This window comes from Marinovum algicola (assembly GCF_900109145.1).
GTDB lineage: Bacteria > Pseudomonadota > Alphaproteobacteria > Rhodobacterales > Rhodobacteraceae > Marinovum > Marinovum algicola.
On record NZ_FNYY01000007.1, the window covers coordinates 159974 to 181424 of the forward strand.

General features: G+C 67.1%; 16 protein-coding genes and 1 tRNA gene. 8 read left to right on the forward strand and 9 right to left on the reverse strand.

All coding sequences use genetic code 11. The annotated features are described in order from the left end of the window. Nucleotides 1-424 precede the first annotated feature (424 nt). Nucleotides 425-499: transfer RNA gene (locus BMW90_RS11940), tRNA-Val, on the forward strand. A gap of 165 nt (nt 500-664) precedes the next feature. Here BMW90_RS11940 and BMW90_RS11945 read toward each other — a convergent pair. Beyond that, nucleotides 665-1756, reverse strand: coding sequence for a helix-turn-helix transcriptional regulator (locus tag BMW90_RS11945; RefSeq protein ID WP_074836737.1), 1092 nt, complete (start codon nt 1754-1756; stop codon nt 665-667). 250 nt (nt 1757-2006) lie between these two features. Between BMW90_RS11945 and BMW90_RS11950 the strand changes: the two genes are divergently transcribed. From BMW90_RS11950 to purU, 3 genes are all read left to right on the forward strand, one after another. Beyond that, nucleotides 2007-2768 carry a hydroxypyruvate isomerase family protein gene (locus BMW90_RS11950; protein WP_074836739.1) on the forward strand — a complete coding sequence of 254 codons (762 nt, stop codon included), beginning with the start codon at nt 2007-2009 and terminating at the stop codon, nt 2766-2768. 244 nt (nt 2769-3012) lie between these two features. After that, a complete protein-coding gene (gene folD / locus BMW90_RS11955) occupies nt 3013-3915 on the forward strand; it encodes a bifunctional methylenetetrahydrofolate dehydrogenase/methenyltetrahydrofolate cyclohydrolase FolD (protein WP_074836740.1) in 903 nt (300 codons plus the stop codon). 33 nt (nt 3916-3948) lie between these two features. Next, entirely contained in the window at nt 3949-4833 is an 885-nt protein-coding gene (purU, locus tag BMW90_RS11960) for a formyltetrahydrofolate deformylase (protein ID WP_074836742.1), read from the forward strand. A 13-nt stretch (nt 4834-4846) separates the two neighbouring features. Here the strand turns inward: purU and BMW90_RS11965 are convergent, their stop codons facing one another. Genes BMW90_RS11965 through BMW90_RS11985 form a run of 5 tightly spaced genes read right to left on the reverse strand, consistent with a single transcriptional unit; the run spans nt 4847 to nt 9633 of the window. Continuing rightward, nucleotides 4847-6325, reverse strand: coding sequence for an aldehyde dehydrogenase (locus BMW90_RS11965; protein WP_074836744.1), 1479 nt, complete (start codon nt 6323-6325; stop codon nt 4847-4849). An 8-nt stretch (nt 6326-6333) separates the two neighbouring features. After that, nucleotides 6334-7368 carry an LLM class flavin-dependent oxidoreductase gene (locus BMW90_RS11970; RefSeq protein ID WP_074836746.1) on the reverse strand — a complete coding sequence of 345 codons (1035 nt, stop codon included), beginning with the start codon at nt 7366-7368 and terminating at the stop codon, nt 6334-6336. Nucleotides 7369-7371: 3 nt separating this feature from the next. Beyond that, on the reverse strand, nt 7372-8286 hold the full coding sequence (locus BMW90_RS11975; RefSeq protein WP_074836748.1) for a flavin reductase family protein: 915 nt from the start codon (nt 8284-8286) through the stop codon (nt 7372-7374). Further along, on the reverse strand, nt 8283-9062 hold the full coding sequence (locus BMW90_RS11980) for an alpha/beta fold hydrolase (RefSeq protein ID WP_074836749.1): 780 nt from the start codon (nt 9060-9062) through the stop codon (nt 8283-8285). The genes BMW90_RS11975 and BMW90_RS11980 overlap by 4 nt, the downstream gene beginning before the upstream one ends. After that, nucleotides 9034-9633, reverse strand: a complete 600-nt coding sequence (locus BMW90_RS11985; RefSeq protein WP_048531982.1) for an amino acid synthesis family protein — start codon at nt 9631-9633, stop codon at nt 9034-9036. Before BMW90_RS11985 ends, BMW90_RS11980 begins: the two co-directional genes overlap by 29 nt. Before the next feature lie 106 nt (nt 9634-9739). On the opposite strand from BMW90_RS11985, the gene BMW90_RS11990 reads away from it, so the two are divergent. The 3 genes from BMW90_RS11990 to BMW90_RS12000 all read left to right on the forward strand — a co-directional run bounded on the left by BMW90_RS11990 (nt 9740) and on the right by BMW90_RS12000 (nt 17237). Next, nucleotides 9740-10585, forward strand: coding sequence for a LysR family transcriptional regulator (locus BMW90_RS11990; RefSeq protein ID WP_074836751.1), 846 nt, complete (start codon nt 9740-9742; stop codon nt 10583-10585). A 217-nt stretch (nt 10586-10802) separates the two neighbouring features. Then, nucleotides 10803-15890: a DUF7507 domain-containing protein gene (locus BMW90_RS11995; RefSeq protein WP_074836753.1), complete on the forward strand. Its 5088-nt coding sequence runs from the start codon at nt 10803-10805 to the stop codon at nt 15888-15890. Between the two features lie 90 nt (nt 15891-15980). Continuing rightward, a complete protein-coding gene (locus tag BMW90_RS12000) occupies nt 15981-17237 on the forward strand; it encodes an NAD(P)/FAD-dependent oxidoreductase (RefSeq protein ID WP_211568868.1) in 1257 nt (418 codons plus the stop codon). 4 nt (nt 17238-17241) lie between these two features. Here BMW90_RS12000 and BMW90_RS12005 read toward each other — a convergent pair whose 3' ends face one another. Beyond that, complete coding sequence (locus tag BMW90_RS12005; protein WP_074836756.1) at nt 17242-17535, reverse strand: GNAT family N-acetyltransferase; 294 nt, start codon at nt 17533-17535, stop codon at nt 17242-17244. 376 nt (nt 17536-17911) lie between these two features. Between BMW90_RS12005 and BMW90_RS12010 the strand changes: the two genes are divergently transcribed. After that, nucleotides 17912-19183, forward strand: coding sequence for a DEAD/DEAH box helicase (locus tag BMW90_RS12010; RefSeq protein ID WP_074836758.1), 1272 nt, complete (start codon nt 17912-17914; stop codon nt 19181-19183). 32 nt (nt 19184-19215) lie between these two features. Here the strand turns inward: BMW90_RS12010 and BMW90_RS12015 are convergent, their stop codons facing one another. Continuing rightward, entirely contained in the window at nt 19216-20100 is an 885-nt protein-coding gene (locus tag BMW90_RS12015; RefSeq protein ID WP_074836759.1) for a TolB family protein, read from the reverse strand. 25 nt (nt 20101-20125) lie between these two features. Beyond that, nucleotides 20126-21169: an L-glyceraldehyde 3-phosphate reductase gene (mgrA, locus tag BMW90_RS12020; protein WP_074836761.1), complete on the reverse strand. Its 1044-nt coding sequence runs from the start codon at nt 21167-21169 to the stop codon at nt 20126-20128. Nucleotides 21170-21451: the final 282 nt, after the last annotated feature.

Genomic DNA, 21451 nt, shown 5'->3' on the forward strand with positions numbered 1-21451 from the left:
GCTCGGGCGGCCTTTTTCGTGCGGGGACAACCCGAGGCCGTTGCACGACTGCGCCGCGCCAAAGACCACAAGGAGCATCGGCAGAAGCGCCGTTGCCGGCCAAGGATGCGCGGACCGCCTCGGGCCTGACCGCGACGACCACGGGCCGGACAGCGGGCTGCCGGCCCGCGCCGCGTTGGCAACGCGCGCCGCGCAAGTGACTGCGATCAATGATGCCTTCATCTTTGCAGACCGCCTTTCCCTACGCCGCCCGAGGTGGGCGCCGCCGGTGCAACCGGTCACGCCTTCGCCGGTCCGGCGGGGATCTCACGCACCGGCGATCGGGCCGGGCAGACAGGGGCAGGGGCGCGGGATTGGCGGTGCGGAATTTTCTCCCGATCCCCCCTTGCACGGCCCGAAAAGGGGCGTTAATAGACGCGCTACCGGGTGATTAGCTCAGTGGTAGAGCGCTTCGTTCACATCGAAGATGTCAGGAGTTCAAATCTCTTATCACCCACCATCTTCCCCCCTTTGCGACCAAGAACACCTTTTCCCCAATCGCACTGCCTCCGTTCCCGCCGAACAGACTGGGTTGCGCGGATAGCCGGCAGAGGGACGAAACCGGAAAAAGAGCTTTGATCAATCCGGGCATCAGGGCGCGCGGGCGATCTTGCCACCGGTTCGGTTACAAAAGACCGCCTTTCAGGGCCCGGGCAACAGCCTCGAGCATTGTCCGCGCCCCGAGCTTGCGCCGAACGTTGCTGCTGTGCAGGTCGACGGTGGCAACAGAGATATCGAGGTCGAAAGCGAGCTGATCACGCCGCTGACCTTTCATCAGGCCGCGCAGGACTTCCGCTTCGCGGGCGGTCAAGACGGCCTTTTCCTCGGGAGCGTAGGCCGCGGCTTTCAGGGCTGGCAGTTCCTCGGTTGTCGCGATGACAAGGACATGTCGCCCGCCGTTGGTTTGAGGCAAGAAATTCACCCGCATCCCGGGCAAAATTCGTCCGTCGGCACCGCGAACCTGGGGCAGGTCCAATGTGTTCGCCCGGCCGTATGTGGCATCCGTGGCAAGTCCGACACCGGCCTGGAACTGCGCGGCCATCGGACCGCTCAGCGTCACGACCTGATCGTTGCGAAAGATGAAATTCGGGTGTTGCCGCAGCAGGAAATCCGCCAGTCCGTTCAGGCGAAGCAAGCGGCCCTCATGGTCCAGCTCGAACATCGGAACTTCGCCGTTCAGGGAACCGTCCGCGGCCGCGATGTCGCGAACCCGGTTTCTGATCAGCTCCCGCCTGATTGCGTGCATCCGACCGAGGTCGGACTGGCGCCGATTGAGCAGCGCCATCTCATCGTCGGAAAAATCGCCGGCGTGCTTGCCCTTGTGAAAGGCCGTGACCACCCGCCCGTCCCGGGTGTCTTGCACCAGCCCGAGACACCAGAAGCGCTCGAGGCGATTCTTCACGATGAACTCGTTGTACATCAGGCTTTTCTGAAACGTCTCGGGGCTTACGAACTGGGTCAGCCGAAAGGCGCCCGTGCCGATCCTTTCATCATTGACCTGGGCCATCCACGGATCGCGGCGCATGAACTCGGCGTAGTCGTCATTGGTTTCGGGCTGCGTCCCGGCGCTTACTTCCTGAAGGTCACCGGGATGCAGCCAGAAGAACATCGCCGACGGCACATCCATGTCGCGGGCCAATTGCCGGGGCAGTGTCTCGAAGAGTTCGTTGTCAAGGGCCGCATCATAAATCTCGTGATGGGTAAGTTTTTCGTTCATTTGGGCATACTTACGACGCTGGACTGCCTTCGCCCGAAAGGTGGCAGAACTTTCGGGCGTGAGCAACATCTTGTGAACCGGGGCCCGTTCGGCGATCCCGCCTGGCCGGGCGCACGTCTCACGCGCGATCATCCGCCTCCGCGCTGGCATCGGGCCGCCGGGGCGGGTAAAGCTGTTTCCAGTCTGACTGCCCGGCGTGCCGGAGGGGTCGGAAGGTGCCGGCGCGCAGGGCTGACAGGGAGTGGAACACATGAAATTTTCGGCAAATCTCGGGTTTCTCTGGGCCGACAGGCCTTTGCCAGAGGCGATCCGGGCGGCCAAATCGGCGGGGTTCGATGCCGTCGAATGCCACTGGCCCTATGACACGCCGGCCCAGGAGGTGCGCGCCGCGCTGCGCGAGACCGGGCTGGAGATGTTGGGCCTCAACACCGCGCGGGGCGACCTGGCGGCGGGCGACAACGGGCTGTCGGCGCTGCCCGGGCGCGAACCCGAGGCGCGTGCCGCGATTGACGAGGCGCTGACTTATGCCAGCGAAATCGGCGCGCGGAACCTGCATGTGATGGCCGGTTTTGCCGCCGGCCCGGCGGCGCAGCGCGCCTTTGTCGACAACCTGGCCTATGCCTGCCAGGAGGCGGCCGACGCCGGGATCACGATCCTGATCGAGCCGCTCAATCGCTATGACGCGCCGGGCTATTTCCTGACCACCACGGTGCAGGCGGATGAGGTGATCCGCGCCGTCGGGGCGCCGAACCTGAAACTGATGTTCGATTGTTATCATGTACAGTTGATGGAGGGCGATCTGAGCCGCAGGCTCGAGGCGCTGCAAGCGCAGATCGGTCATATCCAGTTTGCCTCGGTGCCCGATCGCGGCGCGCCCGATCATGGCGAGGTCAATTACGCCCATGTCTTTCAGGTGATCGAGAGGCTTGGCTTTCCCATGCCGCTTGGCGCCGAATACAAGCCCGCCGGCGCGACCGAGGACAGCCTCGGCTGGCTGACGGCGCTGCGCTGATCCCGGCGCCGGGGCGCACTTTTCCGGGCCGTCGCGGCGCATGTGCCGGGGGCCGGATCGGGGCAGGTGACCACTAAAGGAACCGCCAAGCTGCTATTGGAAAAGCCTGCCGCCTCTCTGCGGTCATTTCCGTCTGACCGGGCGGCAATTCGGGCTGGCGTCCGCGCTCCGGGCGTGGTCGTGATCCACCTCAGGGCCGTTTGCGCAGGAACGCCGCGGCCAGAGCGAGTGCAGGAGAGCGGATATGACGGCCCGGATCATCGATGGCAAGGCCTTTGCGGCCAAAGTGCGGGGACAGGTAGCAGGGCAGGTGACCCGGCTCAGCGAGGACCACGGGCTCACGCCCGGGCTGGCGGTGGTGCTGGTGGGCGAAGATCCGGCCAGCGAAGTCTATGTACGCAACAAGGGCAAGCAGACCGTCGAATGCGGCATGGCCTCCTTCGAGCACAAGCTTGACGCCCGCACCTCCGAGGCAGAGCTTCTGGCGCTGATCGCGCAGCTGAACGCCGATCCGGCGGTGCATGGCATCCTGGTGCAGCTGCCGCTGCCCGATCATCTGAACGAGGATCTGGTGATCAACGCCATCGCACCCGAAAAGGACGTTGACGGCTTTCACATCTCGAATGTCGGCCTGCTGGCCACCGGGCAGAAGGCAATGGTGCCCTGCACGCCGCTGGGCTGCCTGATGATGCTGCGCGAGGCGCATGGCAACCTGTCGGGGCTGAATGCCGTGGTGGTCGGCCGGTCGAACATCGTCGGCAAACCGATGGCACAGCTTCTGCTGCGCGACAGTTGCACAGTGACGCTCGCCCATTCCCGCACCCGCGATATCGAGGCGCTCTGCCGCCAGGCCGATATCCTGGTGGCCGCCGTGGGCCGGCCGCAGATGGTGACCGGTGATTGGGTCAAGCCCGGCGCCACGGTGATCGACGTCGGCATCAACCGCATCGACGCGCCGGAAAAGGGCGAAGGCAAGACCCGGCTCGTGGGCGACGTGGATTTCGCCTCGGCCGCCGCCGTGGCCGGCGCCATCACCCCGGTGCCCGGCGGAGTGGGGCCGATGACCATCGCCTGCCTGCTGGCCAATACGCTGACCGCCTGTTGCCGCAGCCACGGTCTGCCCGAACCCGACGGCCTGACCGCCTGATCCCCTGACAGACAAATTCGCCCGGAGCCCCCAATGAGCAAATATGCCCTCACCGTTGCCTGCCGTTCGACCCGCGGCATCGTCGCCGCCATCGCCGGATACATGGTCGGGAACGGCTGCAACATCACCGACAGCGCCCAGTTCGACGACATGGAGACCGGCAATTTCTTCATGCGTATCAGCTTCACCAGCGAAGACGGCGTCGACCTGGCGACCCTGCGCGCCGGCTTTGTCGACACCGCGGCCGAGTTCGACATGACCTGGGATTTCCATGACGAGGCCGAGAAGATGAAGGTCATCATCATGGTCTCGCGCTTCGGCCATTGCCTGAACGATCTGCTTTATCGCTGGCGCATCGGTGCGCTGCCGATCGACATCGTGGCGGTGATCTCGAACCACATGGACTATCAGAAGGTGGTGGTGAACCACGACATCCCGTTCCACTGCATCCGGGTGACCAAGGAAAACAAGCCGCAGGCCGAGGCGGCGATCATGCAGGTGGTGGAAGAGACCGGCGCCGAACTGGTGGTGCTGGCGCGCTACATGCAGATCCTGTCGGACGAGATGTGCCAGAAGATGTCGGGCCGGATCATCAACATCCACCACTCGTTCCTGCCGTCGTTCAAGGGTGCGAACCCCTACAAGCAGGCGTTTCAGCGCGGCGTCAAGCTGATCGGCGCGACCTCGCATTACGTCACCGCCGATCTCGACGAGGGGCCGATCATCGAACAGGACATCGTGCGCGTCACCCACGCCCAATCGCCCGAGGATTACGTCTCGCTCGGGCGCGACGTCGAAAGCCAGGTGCTGGCCCGGGCGATCCACGCGCATATTCACCGCCGGGTCTTTCTCAACGGCAACAAGACGGTGGTCTTTCCGGCCTCGCCGGGCTCCTACGCCTCCGAGCGCATGGGATGAGCGCCGGACCGGATCAGCGCATCACGAAGGGATTGGCCATCGGCCGGTCCGAGGTGCTGATCCAGGTGGTCTTGGTACGGGTGTAGTCCTGGATCGCCTCGATCCCGGCCTCGCGCCCGTAGCCGGACTGGCCATAGCCGCCAAACGGCGCGATCGGCGACACCGCGCGGTAGGTGTTCACCCAGCATATCCCCGCCTTGAGCCGCGCCGAGACCCGGTGCGCGCGGGCGAGGTTTTCGGTAAAGACGCCCGAGCCGAGGCCGAACGGCGTGTCATTGGCCAGGGCGATTGCCTCTTCCTCGCTGTCGAACGGCAGCAGCGACATCACCGGGCCGAACATCTCGACATGCAATGTCGCGGTGTCGGGGCCGGCGCATTCCACCAGCGTCGGGGGCATGTAGTTGCCGGGACGCGCGAGCGGCGCGCCGCCAAAGCGGATCGTCGCGCCCTGGGCCGTGGCGGCGGCCAGCGTGGCCTCGATCTTCGCGATCTGCGCCGCGGTGCAGAGCGGGCCGATCTGCGTCTGCGCCTCCAGCGGGTCGCCAATGGTGACCCCGGCCATCTTTTCCTCGATCCGGGCGACAAGCGCGTCGAAGACCGGGCGATGCACCAGCCCGCGCGAACCGGCGACACAGCTCTGCCCGGAGGCGCCGAAATTGCCCGCAATCAGCCCGTTGGCCGCACCTTCGAGATCGGCATCCTCGAACACCAGGATCGGGGATTTTCCGCCGAGTTCCAGCGTCGTCACCGCGAAGCTTTCGGCCGAATTGCGCACCACATGGCGCGCCGTCTCGGGCCCGCCGGTAAAGGCGATCCGGTCGACCCCGGGGTGACGGGTGAGCGGAATGGCACAGGCCTCGGCGTCACCGGTCAGCACCGAGACGACGCCGGGCGGAAATCCCGCCTCCTCGATCAGCCGGGCAAACTCGAGCATCGGGGCGGGGGCCACCTCGGAGGCTTTCAGAACCACCGCACAGCCCGCCGCCAGGGCCGGGCCGAGCTTGGTGGCGGTCAGGAACATCTGCGCATTCCAGGGTACGATCGCCACAACCACACCAATCGGCTCGCGGCGGGTAAAGACATGCATGTCGGGTTTGTCGATCGGCAGCACCGCGCCTTCGATCTTGTCGGCGAGGCCGGCGTAATAGCGATAATAATCGCCCACATAGGCGGTCTGGCTGGCGGTTTCGGCCAGGAGCTTGCCACTGTCCGTGGTCTCGATCCGGCCGATCCCGGCGGCGTGTTGTTCGATCAGATCGGCGAGGCGATGGAGCAGCTTGCCGCGCGCGGTCTGGCTGAGGTCACGCCAGGCCGGATCGGACAGCGCGCGGCGGGCGGCAGTCACGGCGCGGTCGATGTCCGCGGGCGCGGCGCAGGCGAAGGTCGCCCATTCCTCACCGGTCGCGGGGTTTAGCGTGCTCATGGTCTGGCCATCCGCGCCCTCGGTCCATTGGCCGTCGATGAAAAGCTGGTAATGCGGAGTGTCGGTCATCTGATCCCTCATTGAAAGGCCGGCATGACTTCGTCGATGAACCGCGCGAGCGAGGAGCGCTTGCGCTCGAAGCTCATGCCGCTGTCGATCCAGAAGGCGAATTCATCGTAGCCCAGGGCCTCGTAGGCCTTGATCCGCCGCGTCACCTCCGGCGCGGTGCCGATGGTCAGATCGCGCGCAAGGTTTTCCGGCGCCATCATCGCATTGCCGGCGATTTCCGCCGCCGAAAGCGGCGCGATCAGCCCTTGTTCCACCGGTCGCTTGTTCTGGAACCAAGCCCCGAAATAACAGTAGAAGCGCGACAGATCCTTCGCGGCCTGCGCCACGTCGTCGCCGTCGGCTCCGACATAGGTGTGGTGCAGCAGCATTATTTTCGGTCGCGCGCCCTCGTGGCTGGCGCAGGCGGCGTCAAACCGGGACATCAGGGTTTCGATCTCGCGCATTCCCTGCCAGAGCGGGGTGACCTGGATGTTGAACCCGTTGTGCACGCCGAATTCATGGCTGTTGGGGTCACGTGCGGCAATCCAGATCGGCGGGCCGCCGGGCTGTGCCGGTTTCGGCGCCGAGGTGGTGGCGGGAAAGGCGAAATACTGGCCGTCATGGGCGCAGTCCCCGGCCCAGAGCCGAGGCAGAAGCGGCGTCATCTCGCGCATTCGCTGGCCGGCTTCCCAGGCGTCCATGCCGGGCATCAGACGCTCGTATTCATAGGCATAGGCCCCACGCGCTACGCCAAGCTCGATCCGTCCACCGGTCATCAGATCGGCGGCGGCGGCTTCTCCGGCGAGTTTGATCGGATGCCAGAACGGCGCGATCACCGTGCCGGTGCCAAGCCGGACCCGTTTCGTGTGATGGGCGAGGTTGACCAGCGTCGTCAGAGGGTTGGGCGCAATGGTGAATTCCATGCCGTGATGCTCGCCGGTCCAGATGGCGCGCATGCCGGCGGCATCGGCCATCTTGCAAAGTTCGATGAATTCATCGTTCAGCCGGGCCTGCGGCTGGTCGGGCGTGAGCCGTTCCATATGCACGAAGAGCGAGAACTCCATGGGTCAGGTCCTTTCAGACGGGGTGTGAACATCGCCGCGCTGGCCATCGCCGAGGTAGAAGCCAAAGCTGCGGCTGCCGGCCTCGCGCGCGAAACGCGCCATCATGTCGGCGATGGGCGGGGCGGTGTAGGTCAGATGCGGCAGCGCGGCGGTGGCGATGGCCTCGATGTCGCCGGCGGGCGTGGCCTCGGTGGTGGCGCGCAGATAGGTGAAACGGGTGTCCGCCACGTCAAAGACGGAATAGGCGGCGTGCAACCGGGCCGGCAGCCCCCGTCCGGCCAGGTCCTGCGACAGGTCGTGCCGCAGCCGGCCCCGGTCGGGCAGCGCGACCTGTGGCGGGCGGTGGCCGTGCGGCGTGCGCTCCAGCAGGACACGGTCGCCGCGTTCGAGGATCGCGCCGCAGATCGTGGCACCGGGGCGGCGCTCCAGCGCCGCGCGTTCCAGCCCGAGGCTGAAATACTGGCCGCCAGCATAGCCCAGCCCGCGCCCTTCGGCACAGGCGAAATCCTGCACCTGGCCAATCAGGATGCTGTGGTCGCCGGCGTCGAGCACCCGTTCCGTGGAGCAGGAAAACTGCGCCAGCGCGCCCTCGATCAGCGGATTGCCCCGAGCGTCGCTGCGGTGCGGCACACGGGCAAAGCGGTCGCCCTTGAAGCTGGCAAAGGTATTGGAAACCTCCTGCTGGCCTTCGGCGAGGATATTGACGGCAAACCCCGTGCTGGCGGCAAAACGGTCATGGGTCGAAAGGAACTTGCCCGGACAGACCAGCAGAAGCGGCGGATCGAGCGAGACGGAGGTGAAGGAATTGGCGGTAAAGCCCAGCGGCCGGCCGTCGTCCGTGCGGCTGGTGACGACGGTGACGCCGGTCATGAAACTACCGAAGGCGCGGCGCAGCGCACGCGGGTCGAGGGCGGTCATGGCAGAACCTCCGTGGCCAAGTCGATGAGCGCGGCATTGACGTCTCCGGCATGGGTCATCGGCATCATGTGAGCGGCGCCCGCGGCGATCCGCACGCGGCCCCGTGGCGCCAGGCGGGCCATGGTGTCCGACATCTGCGGGGTGGAGTTGGGCTCCAGCGCGCCGGTCATGAAGAGCACCGGGCAGGGCAGGCGGGCCAGGGCTTCGCGGGCCGGGCCCTGGGCGCGGGCAAAGGCAGCATAGGCCATCCTGTAACCTGCCGGATCGACGGCGCGCAGCCAGTCGCCGCAGGCGTGGCGCTCTGGCGTCTCGTCCGGACCGAACCAGCGCGCCAGCGTCGGCCCGGGATCGGCCGCGCGTTCGCCGTCGAGGCTGGCGGCGCGGGCCTCGACCGCTGCGGCGGCCGCAGCATCACGTTCGAACACCGCGTTCAGCGCCGCCACGCCGCGGACCATTTCGGGATGACGCACGGCCATGTTGAGCGCGATCATCGCCCCCATCGAATGACCGACGATCAGCGCCGGTTCGGCCAGAACGGCCAAGGCCGCCTCGGTGTAGTCGGCCAGCGCCATCGGCGCGGCCGGCCGGGGGCTTTCGCCATGGCCCGGCAGGTCGGGCGCGGTCACCCGGTAGCGGCGGGCCAAGGCGTCGATCTGCCGGTTCCAGGCCTCGGCGCGCAGGCCGACACCATGCAGGAGCAAAACCGGCGGGCCCTCGCCGCAGCGGATCGCGGCCAGCCCGCCGATCTCAGACCGCGGCCGGGTTGTCCAGGTCATGGCCCAGGTCCTTAAGGTCTTGGTAGCGGTCGCCAATGCGGTGATGCGGCCGGCCGCCGGTGGCGGCGCCCAGCACGACGACGATCTCATCGGCGCGCGGCGCGTCGGGAATGGCGAACTGGAGCGTCAGATAATGCGAGCGGCGGCCGGCATCGTCCTTGTCCATCAGCGGCACCATGATCGGCGCATTGGCCGGGCCACGGGTGTTGGTGAATGCGAGGTAGGATTTCGCGGCCACCGCCTCGCGGTAGTGATTGCCGAACCGCAGCGTGTGGATCAGCCCGGAGGCATGTTCGATCTCGCCGTCAAGGCCCACCACCGCCGCCTTGCCATAGGCCTCGATCGCCGCGCCGCTTCCGGCAAGGCGGATCATCCGCTCGGTCAGCAGAGCGCCCAGAACCGGGCCATAGGCCTGGATCTCGGGCTTCAGGTTCTCGACGAAACGGCCCGCCCAGGGGTTGCTGACCACGGCGGCCACGGCGAACATGCGCCAAGGTGGGTCGGCCGGGCGAAACCCCTCGATCAGAACGTCTTCGGCATAGGTTACGATTTTGCGGATTTCGGGGCGCATGGTCACTCCTGTTCGTGTGACCAAACGCTAGAAACCCGTTGCTTTTTTCACAAACGAAGGATTTCCCCCCTTAGCCATTAGCAAGACTTATGGCTAAGTTGACCTCATGGCCAAATCACTTCCTCCCCTGACCTGGTTCCGCTCGTTCGAGGCGGCGGCGCGGCATCTGAGCTTTACCGCCGCGGCGGAAGAGATCGGCATGACCCAATCGGCGGTCAGCCAGCAGGTCAAATCGCTCGAGATGCGTCTTCGGGTGCCGTTGTTCGTGCGGCAGCCGCGCGGGCTGGCGCTGACAGATCACGGAAGGCGGCTTCTGCCCGAGGTCGGCGCGCCGCTCGAGGCGCTGGCCGCGGCCACCGCCCGGTTCGAAGCCGGGCCGGGGACCGATCTGCTGACCGTCGCCACCTCGGTCAGCGTGGCGCAATGGGTGATCGCGCCGCATCTGCCGGATTTCACCGCCCGTCACCCCGAGATCCGGGCGCGGTTCCTGAGCGCGATCTGGCCCGATGATTTCCAATCCGCCCGTGCCGATGTGGAAATCCGTTTCGGGTCTCTCAAACAGGTGGGCAGCGATGCCGAACTGTTGCTGCCAAACCGGCTTGTGGCGCTGAAATCGCCAGGTCTGTCCGGGGCGCTCGCCGATCTGCCGCTGATCGAGGCGGTGGGCACGTCGAGCGGCTGGCGCGCCTGGGCCGAGATACAGGGCGGCGGCGCGCTGCATCCGACGCTCTATGCCGATACCTATGGAATGGCCCTGCAACTCGCCGCACATGGCAACGGGGTGGCGCTGGTGAGCGAGCTTCTGGCGCAGCATGCGGTCATGACCGGGCTGGTACAGCGCGCGCATCCGGGCTCGATCCCCTGTCAGGAGGGGTATTTCCTCTCGATCAAAGAACATCGTGCCGCCGCCACGGCCTTTCGAAGCTGGCTGCTGGAACAGCTCGGCGGGTGATCTTCCACGGTTGAGTCGACAGGCGCGGTCTACCTCGAAAGGATAGGGGCGCACACCGGATGCGCGGCCCGGCTACCCGGGCGATCAATGGCGCCTGTCCGGTCTTTCGTGCGACATATGCCTTGTCCATGTGTCTCTTCGGGCTGCGGTGAAATTAATGAATGTATGTTTGGCGATACCGTATGCACGGGCGGTAAAAAGTGTCCTTGTTTCCTTCTTGCTCCTGCTGACCACCGCGCTTGTCGCGGCGGCGCAGGAGCTCATCCTTCAGCCGGTGGGGGCGCCGCAGGTGACCGGCGCCGGAGCCGGCAAGCGCGCGGTGTGGCGCAATGCCGGCACGGTCGGCGGCGCGACGGTGGACATCGTCGGCGTGATGACCGACGCGGCGCTCGATCACAGTCTGACCACCGGCAATGGCCAGATCCAGATCACCTCGGCCGCGCAGGACGTGCATTACCTCGACATGTACATCTACAGCGCCGGCACCTATGATCTTGCCAGCGACAGCGGCGGCGTTCCGGTCATCGCCGACGTGCATATCCAGATCAACGATATCGACGGGCCGTCCAACGAACAGGTCTATGTCGAATTGTGTTCGGGCCAGGTGGAATACGTCCGCATCGACCGCAACGCCACCACCCGCCGCTCCTTCGTGGCCGGGCCGGCGCCGGTGGGCACCGAAATCTTCGTCCTGTCGGGCGACCGGAATTACAGCAATCAGCCGGTCTCGGGCCTCGAGATCTATTACCCGCAGACCTCGGTGTTCCGTTTCGGGCGCACCGCCAACAGCCGGTTTCTGGTGCGCCTCGCCAACCCGACCTATGACGAGGCCGATACCTTCGATCTGAAATGCGGCGATTTCCGCACCATCACGCTGGTCGATGACCTCAAGGAACAGGTGTTGGGCCAGCCGGTGACGCTCAACATCCTCTTCAACGACACCGTGTCGACCGAAAACAACAATGGCCCGGCCAACGCGTCCCGCTTGCCGAGCACCTATGGCACCCAGGCGGTGGATCTGATCGCGCCGACCGGGGCGATCAACCAGGTGACCGACAGTTCCGGCCATCTGGTCGGTTTTGACGTCGTCGGAGAAGGCACCTGGAGCTACGACGACGACACCGGCGAGCTGACCTTCACCCCCTTTGCCGCCTTCTTCGGTGTGCCGACGCCGATCGACTATCGCTTTCAGCGCCCCGAGAACACCACCGGCGTGGCCTATTCGGCCCCGGCCCGGGTGTCCATCGACATCGGCGCGCTCGGTCTGCTCAAGACCGCGACGCTGGTCGACACCAACGTCAATGGCTATGCCGATCCGGGCGAGACCATCGCCTATGTCTTCACCGCCGAGAATTTCGGCAATGTCACTCTGACCAATGTCACCCTGGCCGAGACCCAGTTCAGCGGCAAGGGCGCCACGCCGGTGATGCAGTTCCAGGCGGCGACCGGATTGTCGCCGGAAGGCACGCTCGAACCCGGCGAGCGTGCGGTCTATACGGCGACCTACACCCTGGTGCCCGAAGACCTCGACACCACGATCAGCAATCAGGCCCGCGCCACCGCCACCACGCCGGGCGGCACCGAGGTCTCGGACCTGTCGGACTCCGAGAACCCGTCGGATGGCGATGGCGAGGCCCGGAACGGCCCCGGGGCGGGCCGGGACGATCCGACGACAATCTATGCCGGCTCTGGCCCGGACCGGGGCGATGCGCCGCTGAGTTACGGCGATCCGCAGCATGCCGACACCGCGCAATACCGCATCGGCGCGGTCAACGGCGACGGCGACAGCAGCGCCCAGCACAGCGCCGATGCCAGCGGCGACGATCTCGACGGCAATGACGACGAAGACGAAACCATGCTGCCGCAGCTCTATGGCGGCCTGACGCGGACCGTCACCATCCCGGTGAGCGAGCCCGCGCCGGGCACCGGCCGCTTGCAGGTCTTTGTCGATTTCGGCGCCGATGGCAGCTTTCTGACGCCCGGCGATCAGGTTGGCACCGATCTGCGCGATGGCGGGCCGCAGGATCTTGACGGGGCGGTCAATGGCCAGATCAGCTTTGCCGTCGCAGTGCCGCCCACGGCGCCGCTGGTCCCGACCTTCGCGCGGCTGCGCTGGTCGAGCGTGGCCGGCCTGAATGCCATTGCCGCAGCCGCCGATGGCGAGGTCGAGGACCATGCGATCACGCTCAAGACCCCGCCCGATGCCGACCGGGGCGATGCGCCGGCCAGCTATGGCGATCCGCAGCATGTCGTCGAAGGGCCGGGTGCGCCGACCATCTATCTGGGCAGCGTGCCGCCGGATGTCGACCTGGTGTCGCAGGCGGGCGCAGGCGCCACCGGTGACGATCTTGACGGCAGTGACGACGAGGACGGCGTGACCCTGCCGCAGCTCTACGCCGGCGGTCTGACTGAAGTGACGGTGAATGTGGCCGAGCCCGCCGCCGGCACCGCCTACCTTCAGGCCTTCGTGGATTTCGACGGTGACGGCACATTTGCCGGCGAACAGGTGGCCAGCGATCTTCAGGACGGTGGCACGCTCGACAAGGACGGGGCGGTCAATGGCGCCATCACCTTTGAATTCACCGTGCCCGCCGGGGCCACCACGCTGCCCACCCATGCCCGGTTCCGCTGGTCCACCGATCTGACCGGCGCCGAGACCGCCTTTGACGGCGAGGTCGAGGATTACGGGCTGACGATCTCGTCCGATCCGCCGCCCTTCATCTGCGACGCGTCGCTCTATGCCTTCTCGACCAGGCGGACGACCCTGTCGCGGCTGGCCTTCTCGGATGCCGGCGGCAGCTATGCGGTCACGGCGACGACGGTCGGCTCGACCGGGTCGAACCGGGACGGGCCCTGGGGGTTCAACGAGCTCGACGGCTATTTCTATGGCGTCGATCAGGGCCGGCGCAGGCTCTACCGCGTCGACGGCGGCGGCACGTTCACCGATCTCGGCAATATCTCGGGCGCCAGGACCGCGGCGGACGCGGGCGATATCCTGCCCAACGGCCGGATGATCTATGAGGTCGACGAGGCCAGGTGGCATATCGTCGACCTGAGCGGTGCGGGCGCAGCCACTGCGGTTGGCGATATCGATCTCAGCTTCGATGTCTTTCCGGATGATCTTGCCTACAACCCGATCGATGGACTGGTCTACGGCATCGACCGCTCCAGCCGCCGGCTGTTCAGTGTCGCGGTCAACGGCGGGGTGCCCGGCACCCGCACGCCGCAGCTGATCGGCCCCGCGATCTATTCCGGTGTTTTCGATTCCCTCTGGTTCGATCGGGACGGCCGGCTGTACGGCTATTCCAACTCGACCAACAATCTTTATCTGATCTCCACCGTCACCGGCGAGGCGCAGTTGATCATGACGCTGCCCTTCGACGAAGGCGACAGAAGCGATGGCGCCTCCTGTCGCGGTCCGGCGCCGATCCCCTTTGGCGCGGTGTCGGGCAATGTCTTCGAGGATCGCGACGCCTCGGACATCAAGGAGGCGGGCGAGCCGAATTACGGCGCCGGCATCGGCCTGACGATCTTTGCCGACAATGGCACGCCGGCGAATTTCGGCGACGATCTGCAAGTCGCGGTGACCGAGACACTGCCCGATGGCACCTACGGGTTCGGCGACCTGCTGATCAACACCACCTACCGTATCCTGCTGGACGAGACCGACCCCGATCTCGGCCCCGGCGCCACCATCGGCACCTCGAACCCGCTGACTTCGGTCGCGGTGGACGGCAACGCCGTGACCGAAGATCAGGACTTCGGATTTGACGCCGCCGAGGCCGACCTCTCGATCACCAAGTTCGCCGCCGCCTCCGGCACGGCCACGCCGCGCAGTTCGGCCACACCGGGCGACCTGATCGACTGGGTGATCACCGTCGAGAACATCGGGCCGGGCTCGCCCTCGGGCGTCAAGGTGATCGACCGGATCCCCGACGGCTATGAATACGTCTCCGACAGCGCGCCCAACACCGGCGACACCTACGACCCGGCCACCGGGCTGTGGTTTGTCGACGAGATCCTCGCCGGCACCTCCGAGACGCTGACCGTGACCGTGCGGATGCGCGACACCGGCGAGACCACCAACCGCACGGAAATCGTCTACAGTTCGCTGCCCGATCCCGACAGCGATCCGGATGTCGGCCATCTGGTCGATGACCTCGGCGACGGCAGCGTCGACGACGACGAAGCCGCCTATGCGCTGGCCCGCATCGTCGATACGCGGCGCCTGGCGGGCCGGGTCTTCCTCGACACCGGCGCCGGCGGCGGGAGCGCCCATGACGCGCTGGTCAACGGCGCCGAAGCCGGCGTCGGCGGCGGAACCCTGCGCCTGATCGACAGCGCCGGAACCGAGATCGCCGCGCCGGTGATCGGCTCCGATGGCAGCTGGAGCGCCAGCCTGCCCAGCAGCGTCACCGGGGCGGTCACGCTGGAGCTGATCGCCGCCGAAGGCCGGATCGCGATTTCCGAACGCACCGCCGGGCTGCCCGCGCTGAGCAATGCCGATCCGAACGACGGGCGCTTTACCTTCACCCCCGATCCAGGCAGCGACTACACCGATCTCGATTTCGGCGTGATCGAAACGCCGCGGCTCACCCAGGATCAGGTTGCCGCGATCATGGCCGGCCAGGTGATCGCGCTGCCGCACCGCTACACCGCCAGCTCGGAAGCCACGGTTGCCTTTTCGACCAATGTGACCACCGAGACCCCGGCCGGCGCCTATTCGATCGCGGTCTTCCGCGACACCGATTGCGACGGCGCCGCTGACAGCCCGCTGTCCGCGCCGGTGGGCGTCTCGCCCGGGGCCGAGCTGTGCCTCGTGGTGCGGGTCTCGGCCGGGGCCGGGGTCGGCGCCGGATCGGCGCTGACCTATGATCTGATCGCCACCACCGGCTTTGCCCGCACCAGCGCCAGCCATGTCACCCGCAACACCGACCGGATCGCTGCTTCGAGCGAGGCCGCCGTGGTGCTACGCAAGACCGTGCGCAACCTGACGCTCGGCTCGGCCGAGGGCACTACGAATGCGGGCGCGCCGGGCGATGTTCTGGCCTATCGCATCTACCTCGACAACACCTCGAGCGAGACGGTCTCGAACCTGACGATCCACGACCGGACGCCGCCATATACCGTGCTCGGCGCGGCGCCGACCTCGCCCTCGGCCGTGGCGTCGCAGCTCAATTGCCTGCTGGTCGTTCCGGCCAGCGCGGCGCCGGGCTATGCCGGGGTGCTGCAATGGGATTGCAGCGGCATGCTGCCTCCGGGCGACAGCGGCTTTGTCAACTTCGAGGTGCGCATCCTCGACTAGCCGCCGGGCCGCGCCAAAAAATGGGGCTGTCACCCGGCGGCCTGTCGTAGCACAGTGGCCCCGAAACGGATGCAGCCATGGGGGCGCCGGGTGACGCAGGCCAAAGAGCAGATCAGAACCGCCGTGGTGGGCGCCGGGATCATCGGCACCAGCATCGCCCATGCGTTGCAACAGCGCGGCCATGCAGTGGCGCTGATCGACCGGGATGCGCCGGGCCGCGGCGCCTCATTCGGCAATATGGCCTCGATCGCGGTTTCGGGGTTCATGCCGATTTCCCGGCCGCGGGTCTGGATGCAGGCGCCGGGTTGGCTGCTCGATCCGAAGGGGCCGATCCGGGTCGCGCCGGGCTATGCGCCGCGCCTTGTGCCCTGGATGCTGCGGTTTCTCTCGGCCGGGCGGCCGGGCCGGCTGCGTGCCTTGCAGGGGCAGGGGGCGGCGCTCTGCGCCCGCGCCCTGGCCGACACCCGGGCGCTGCTCGGCGACATCGGGCTTGCCGATCACATGAGCGAGACCGGTTGCCTCTCGCTCTATGCCACGCCGGCCGAATTTGCCGCCGACCGCGAAGCGCTCGAAATGCTCGACCGGTTCGGCTTTGGCTACGACGTGCTTGATGCCGAGACCCTGCGCGCCCGCGAGCCCGCCCTCGGGCCGGGGCTGCACAAGGCGGTGCTGATGCCCGACAACCGTACATTGCGCGACCCCCATGCCCTCGTTACCCGGCTGGCCGAGGTGGTGAAAGCCCGCGGCGGCCGGCTGGTGCGCGCCGCCGTCACCGGGGTCGAACGCCGGGGCGCGGCCGCGACGGGGCTGCGTCTCGACGGCGGCGAAACGCTGGCGGCTGACCGCGTCGTGCTTGCCGCCGGGGCGCACACCGGGGCGCTGGCGCGGCAGTTGGACGAGCCGATCCCACTCGAGACCGAGCGCGGCTATCACACCCAGATCGGCCGCCCGGGGATCAGCCTGACCCATGCGCTGATCTGGCCGGCGCGGGCCTTCATGGTTTCGCCCACCGGCGGCGGCATCCGCATCGGCGGGACCGTGGAATTCGCCGGTCTGGAGGCGCCGCCGAACTGGCGCCGCGCCGAGATCACCGCGCAGCGGGCAAAGACGATCCTGCCGGGGCTCAGGCTGGAAGAAACCAGCCGCTGGATGGGCCATCGGCCGGCGCTGCCCGACACCATCCCGGTGATTTCGTCCTCGGCGCGGGCGCCCGGTGTCTTTTACGCCACCGGCCATGGCCACCTTGGCATGACCCAGGCGGCGACCACCGCACAGCTGATGGCCGATCTGGTCACCGGCGCCGCGCCGCCGATCGACATGGCGCCGTATCGCATTGACCGGTTCTGAAAACTCAGCGGCCCTGAAGCACGTCCTGCCACTCCGGCGTGCGGTCGATTTGCGCCTTGGTAAAGGGGCAGAGCGGCACGATCTTGCGGCCTTCGGCGCGGGCGTCGGCGACGGCCCGCTCGACCAGCCGGCGCCCGGCGCCGGTGCCGCGCAGGGCATCGGGCACGGCGGTGTGATCGATGATGATGACCGCGCCGCCAAGGCGGGAATAGGTCAGCTCTGCTGTCCCGCCCTCCTGGCGGAGCATATAACGGCCCTTGCTGTCGTTCTCTTCGCGGGTGATTTCGGGGTCGGACATCGGGGCTCCTGACGGCTGCGTTGCGCCCCGGCACCCTGCGACAGGCGCCGACCCTGGGTCAACCGGCGGGGTGTGACATCGGAGCCCGAGGCGCGCTGTCCCGCCGCGCCCGGCGACACCCCGCTTGACTTTTCCGCCGGCAGAGCGCATCTGACAGGTGTCGCTGCGCTGCCGCGTGAGCATGCCGCCCCTTGCAAGGGGCTCTCAGCGACAGCGATTTTCAGTTCCCCATCACGCAGGGTTCCTGACGCGACGGCCGGATGCGGCGGGACACGCCCGCACGTCCAGAGGCCCCGCGCACCCTCACAGGGCTGCGGATGCGGCCTGCAACAACGGGCTCGCCGGTCTCCCCCGGTGCGGCTCCGAAGGATACGACTTGTTCGATTTCGACATGCTGGGCCTGGCGCCCGCGCTCAACGATGCGCTGACCCGCGCAAAATTCGACAAACCCACGCCGATCCAGGCCAAGGCGATTCCGCTGGCCATGGAAGGCCACGACATCCTGGGCCTGGCCCAGACCGGCACCGGCAAGACCCTGGCCTTTGGCCTGCCGCTGATCGACCACATGCTGGCCGAGCCCGGCAAACCGGCGCCCAAGACCGCCAAGGCGCTGATCCTCGCGCCGACCCGCGAACTGGTGAATCAGATCGCCGACAGCCTGAAGAACCTGACCCATGACACCCGCATCCGGGTGGTCACCGTGGTCGGCGGCCAGTCGATCAACCGCCAGATCAACGCCCTGGCGCGCGGCACCGACATCCTTGTCGCCACGCCCGGCCGGCTGATCGATCTGATGGACCGCCGCGCCGTGGATCTGGGCCAGGTGCGGCACCTGATCCTCGACGAGGCTGACCAGATGCTCGACCTGGGCTTCATCCATGCCCTGCGCAAGATCGCGCCGCGGCTGGGTACGCCACGCCAGACCATGCTGTTCTCGGCCACCATGCCGAAACAGATGGAAGAGCTGTCGCGCGCCTATCTGACCGATCCGCGCAAGGTGCAGGTCTCGCCTCCGGGCAAGGCCGCCGACAAGATCACCCAGTCGGTGCATTTCCTCGACAAGGCCGCCAAGCCGACCAGGCTGCGCGAGATTCTGTCGCGCGACACCGAGGCGCTGACGCTGGTGTTCTCGCGCACCAAGCACGGGGCCGAAAAGCTGATGAAGGGGCTGGTCGCCGATGGCTACAACGCCGCCTCGATCCACGGCAACAAGAGCCAGGGCCAGCGCGACCGGGCAATCAAGGGCTTCCGCGAGGGGGACATCAAGGTGCTGGTGGCGACCGATGTGGCGGCGCGCGGCATCGACATTCCGGGCGTGGCCTATGTGGTGAACTACGATCTGCCGGAAGTGCCCGACAGCTATGTGCACCGCATCGGCCGCACCGCGCGGGCCGGCCGTGAAGGCGAGGCGATTGCCTTCTGCTCGGCGGAAGAGGTCGATCTGCTGTTGCAGATCCAGAAGCTGATGAAGATCGAGATCCCGGTCGCCAGCGGCACCATGCCGGCGGCGGTCAAGGATCCGACCCGCGGCGGCAACCGCGGCCAGCGCCGCGGTGGCGGCGGTCGCCGGGGTCCGCAAGGCAATGCCGGCGCGCCCTCGGGCAACGGCGCCAAACGCCGCCGGCCGCGCCGTCGCAAGGCCGCCTGAATGGGAAAGGGCCGGGGGTTTCCCCGGCCTTTTCATTTGCGTCGGTGCGGCCGCCGCGCCGTTCCGGAGGCGGTTGGCGCGCGTGCACCGGTCTCGTGTCGGGCATAGCGCACGAAGGCAAACCGCCCGCCGTCGGGCGCCCAGCTGGGCACGTTGAGGGAGCCTTGCCCGCCATGGAAGGCCAGCAGGGTCCGCGGAGTGCCGCCCGCGACCGGCATCAGCCGCAATTCGACTTCGCAGCCCGCCGGGTGCCCCTCGGTTCCCGGCGCATAGGCCAGGTAACAGACCGCGCGGCCATCCGGCGAGGGATGCGCAAACCAGTCGACGCTGGCGCCAAAGGTCATCTGCTCCGGGTCCCGGCCATCCGCCCGGATCCGCCAGAGATGCATCCCGCCACCGCGATCCGAGTTGAACCAGATCCATCCGCCATCCGGGGTGTAATCCGGCCCGTCATAATGATGCGGGCTGGTGATCAGAAGCCGCTCGTCGCTGCCATCCAGCGCGCAGGTGGCAATGGCGAACTGGCCGGCGCGCACGCAGGCATAGGTCAACCGCGTGCCGTCGGGCGAAAAGCCGTGAAACCAGCTGGGCAGCAGCGGCGTGATCCGCCGGGGCGGGCCGCCGTCGCGGGGCAGGGTATAGATGCAGGAGGCCGCCGTATCGGTCTTGTCGCAGAAGGCCAGCAGCCGGCCATCGGGCGAGAGCCCATGGTCGTTGTTGAGCGTCTGGTGCCAGCCGGTATCGACTGGAACCAGGGCCGGTTCGGCCAGATCGACCTGGTAAAGCGCGCCCTCGGCATTGACCAGCAACGCGCTGCCGTCCGGCGTCCAATTCGGCGCCTCGATGTGCCGGTCGCTTTGCAGCACCACGCGGGTTTCGCCGCTGGCAACATCGATGATCTCGAGCGAGGCGCGCATCAGCGCGCGCCGCCCGGGCTAGCCCTCACCGCGACGGCCCCTCGCGTTCCGCCGAGGCCGCCCACAGGTTGATGTTGGCGTCCTTGGCATGCTGGTCGATCCGCGCCAGCTCGTCTTCGGTGAAGTCGAGATTGGCCACGGCGCCGGCGCAATCCTCGATCTGCGACGGTTTCGACGCGCCGATCAGCGCCGTCGTGACCCGGCCGCCGCGCAGCACCCAGGCCAGCGCCATCTGCGCCAGCGTCTGGCCGCGCTCTTCGGCGATGGCATTGAGCGCGCGGACGTTGGCCAGCGCCTCTTCGGTCAGGAACCCCTCGCGCAGCGATTTGCCCTGGCTGGCGCGGCTGCCTTCGGGGATGCCGCCGAGGTATTTCCTGGTCAGCATGCCCTGGGCCAGCGGCGAGAAGACGATCGAGCCGATGCCCAGATCGTCGAGCGCATCGAGCAGTCCGTCCTCCTCGACCCAGCGGTTGAGCATGGAATAAGACGGCTGGTGGATCAGGCAGGGGGTGCCCAGTTCCTTGAGGATCGCCGCCGCCTCGCGGGTGCGCTGCGCGTTGTAGGACGAAATCCCGACATAAAGCGCCCGGCCCGAACGGACGATGTGATCGAGCGCCATCATCGTTTCTTCCAGCGGGGTGTCCGGATCGAACCGATGCGAATAGAAGATGTCGACGTAATCCAGCCCCATGCGTTTGAGCGACTGGTCGCAGGAAGAGATCAGATACTTGCGGCTGCCCCATTCGCCATAGGGGCCGGGCCACATGCGATAGCCGGCCTTGGACGAAATGATCATCTCGTCACGATAGGGCGCGAAATCCTCTTGCATCAAGTGACCAAAGGCCAGCTCGGCCGAGCCCGGTTCCGGGCCGTAGTTGTTGGCCAGGTCGAAATGGGTGATGCCGTGATCGAACGCGGTGCGGGTGATCGCGCGTTTCGTCTCATGCGGGGTGTCGTCGCCGAAATTGTGCCACAGCCCCAGCGAGATCGCCGGCAGCATGAGGCCCGAAGTCCCGCATCGGCGGTAGTGCATGGTGTCATAGCGGGTGTCGGACGCGGTCCAGACCATGGTATGTCTCCTGAGATCGCGGCCCCGGATGCGCGCCTTGGGGTGGCGGGCAGGGCAGGCCGTTGGGATACTTGTATGCGATGGATGCCGGAAGCGGCGGCCGAGGTCCACCACCCGGAGTGAAATAATCGGGCTGTGGGTTGGGGGCCTTGGACGGGGCGCTGGCGGGCGTTGCGCCGCTGCGATGGAAATAAACCCGCTGAGCAGCCGGCCGAAACCCTATCACCGCGCAAACGACCCCGCGCAGGCCCGCCGCCGTCTCCGGCGGCACGCCCGCCCGAA

Bases quoted from the DNA above. Each gene is read 5' to 3' on its own strand.
- BMW90_RS11945 (WP_074836737.1), bottom strand. From the start codon at position 1,756: ATGAACGAAAAACTTACCCATCACGAGATTTATGATGCGGCCCTTGAC.
- BMW90_RS11975 (WP_074836748.1), bottom strand. From the start codon at position 8,286: ATGACCGCCCTCGACCCGCGTGCGCTGCGCCGCGCCTTCGGTAGTTTC.
- BMW90_RS12005 (WP_074836756.1), bottom strand. From the start codon at position 17,535: ATGTCCGACCCCGAAATCACCCGCGAAGAGAACGACAGCAAGGGCCGT.
- BMW90_RS12015 (WP_074836759.1), bottom strand. From the start codon at position 20,100: ATGCGCGCCTCGCTCGAGATCATCGATGTTGCCAGCGGCGAAACCCGC.
- BMW90_RS11980 (WP_074836749.1), bottom strand. From the start codon at position 9,062: ATGACCTGGACAACCCGGCCGCGGTCTGAGATCGGCGGGCTGGCCGCG.
- mgrA (WP_074836761.1), bottom strand. From the start codon at position 21,169: ATGGTCTGGACCGCGTCCGACACCCGCTATGACACCATGCACTACCGC.
- BMW90_RS11990 (WP_074836751.1), top strand. From the start codon at position 9,740: ATGGCCAAATCACTTCCTCCCCTGACCTGGTTCCGCTCGTTCGAGGCG.
- BMW90_RS11950 (WP_074836739.1), top strand. From the start codon at position 2,007: ATGAAATTTTCGGCAAATCTCGGGTTTCTCTGGGCCGACAGGCCTTTG.
- BMW90_RS11970 (WP_074836746.1), bottom strand. From the start codon at position 7,368: ATGGAGTTCTCGCTCTTCGTGCATATGGAACGGCTCACGCCCGACCAG.
- folD (WP_074836740.1), top strand. From the start codon at position 3,013: ATGACGGCCCGGATCATCGATGGCAAGGCCTTTGCGGCCAAAGTGCGG.
- BMW90_RS11985 (WP_048531982.1), bottom strand. From the start codon at position 9,633: ATGCGCCCCGAAATCCGCAAAATCGTAACCTATGCCGAAGACGTTCTG.
- BMW90_RS11965 (WP_074836744.1), bottom strand. From the start codon at position 6,325: ATGACCGACACTCCGCATTACCAGCTTTTCATCGACGGCCAATGGACC.
- purU (WP_074836742.1), top strand. From the start codon at position 3,949: ATGAGCAAATATGCCCTCACCGTTGCCTGCCGTTCGACCCGCGGCATC.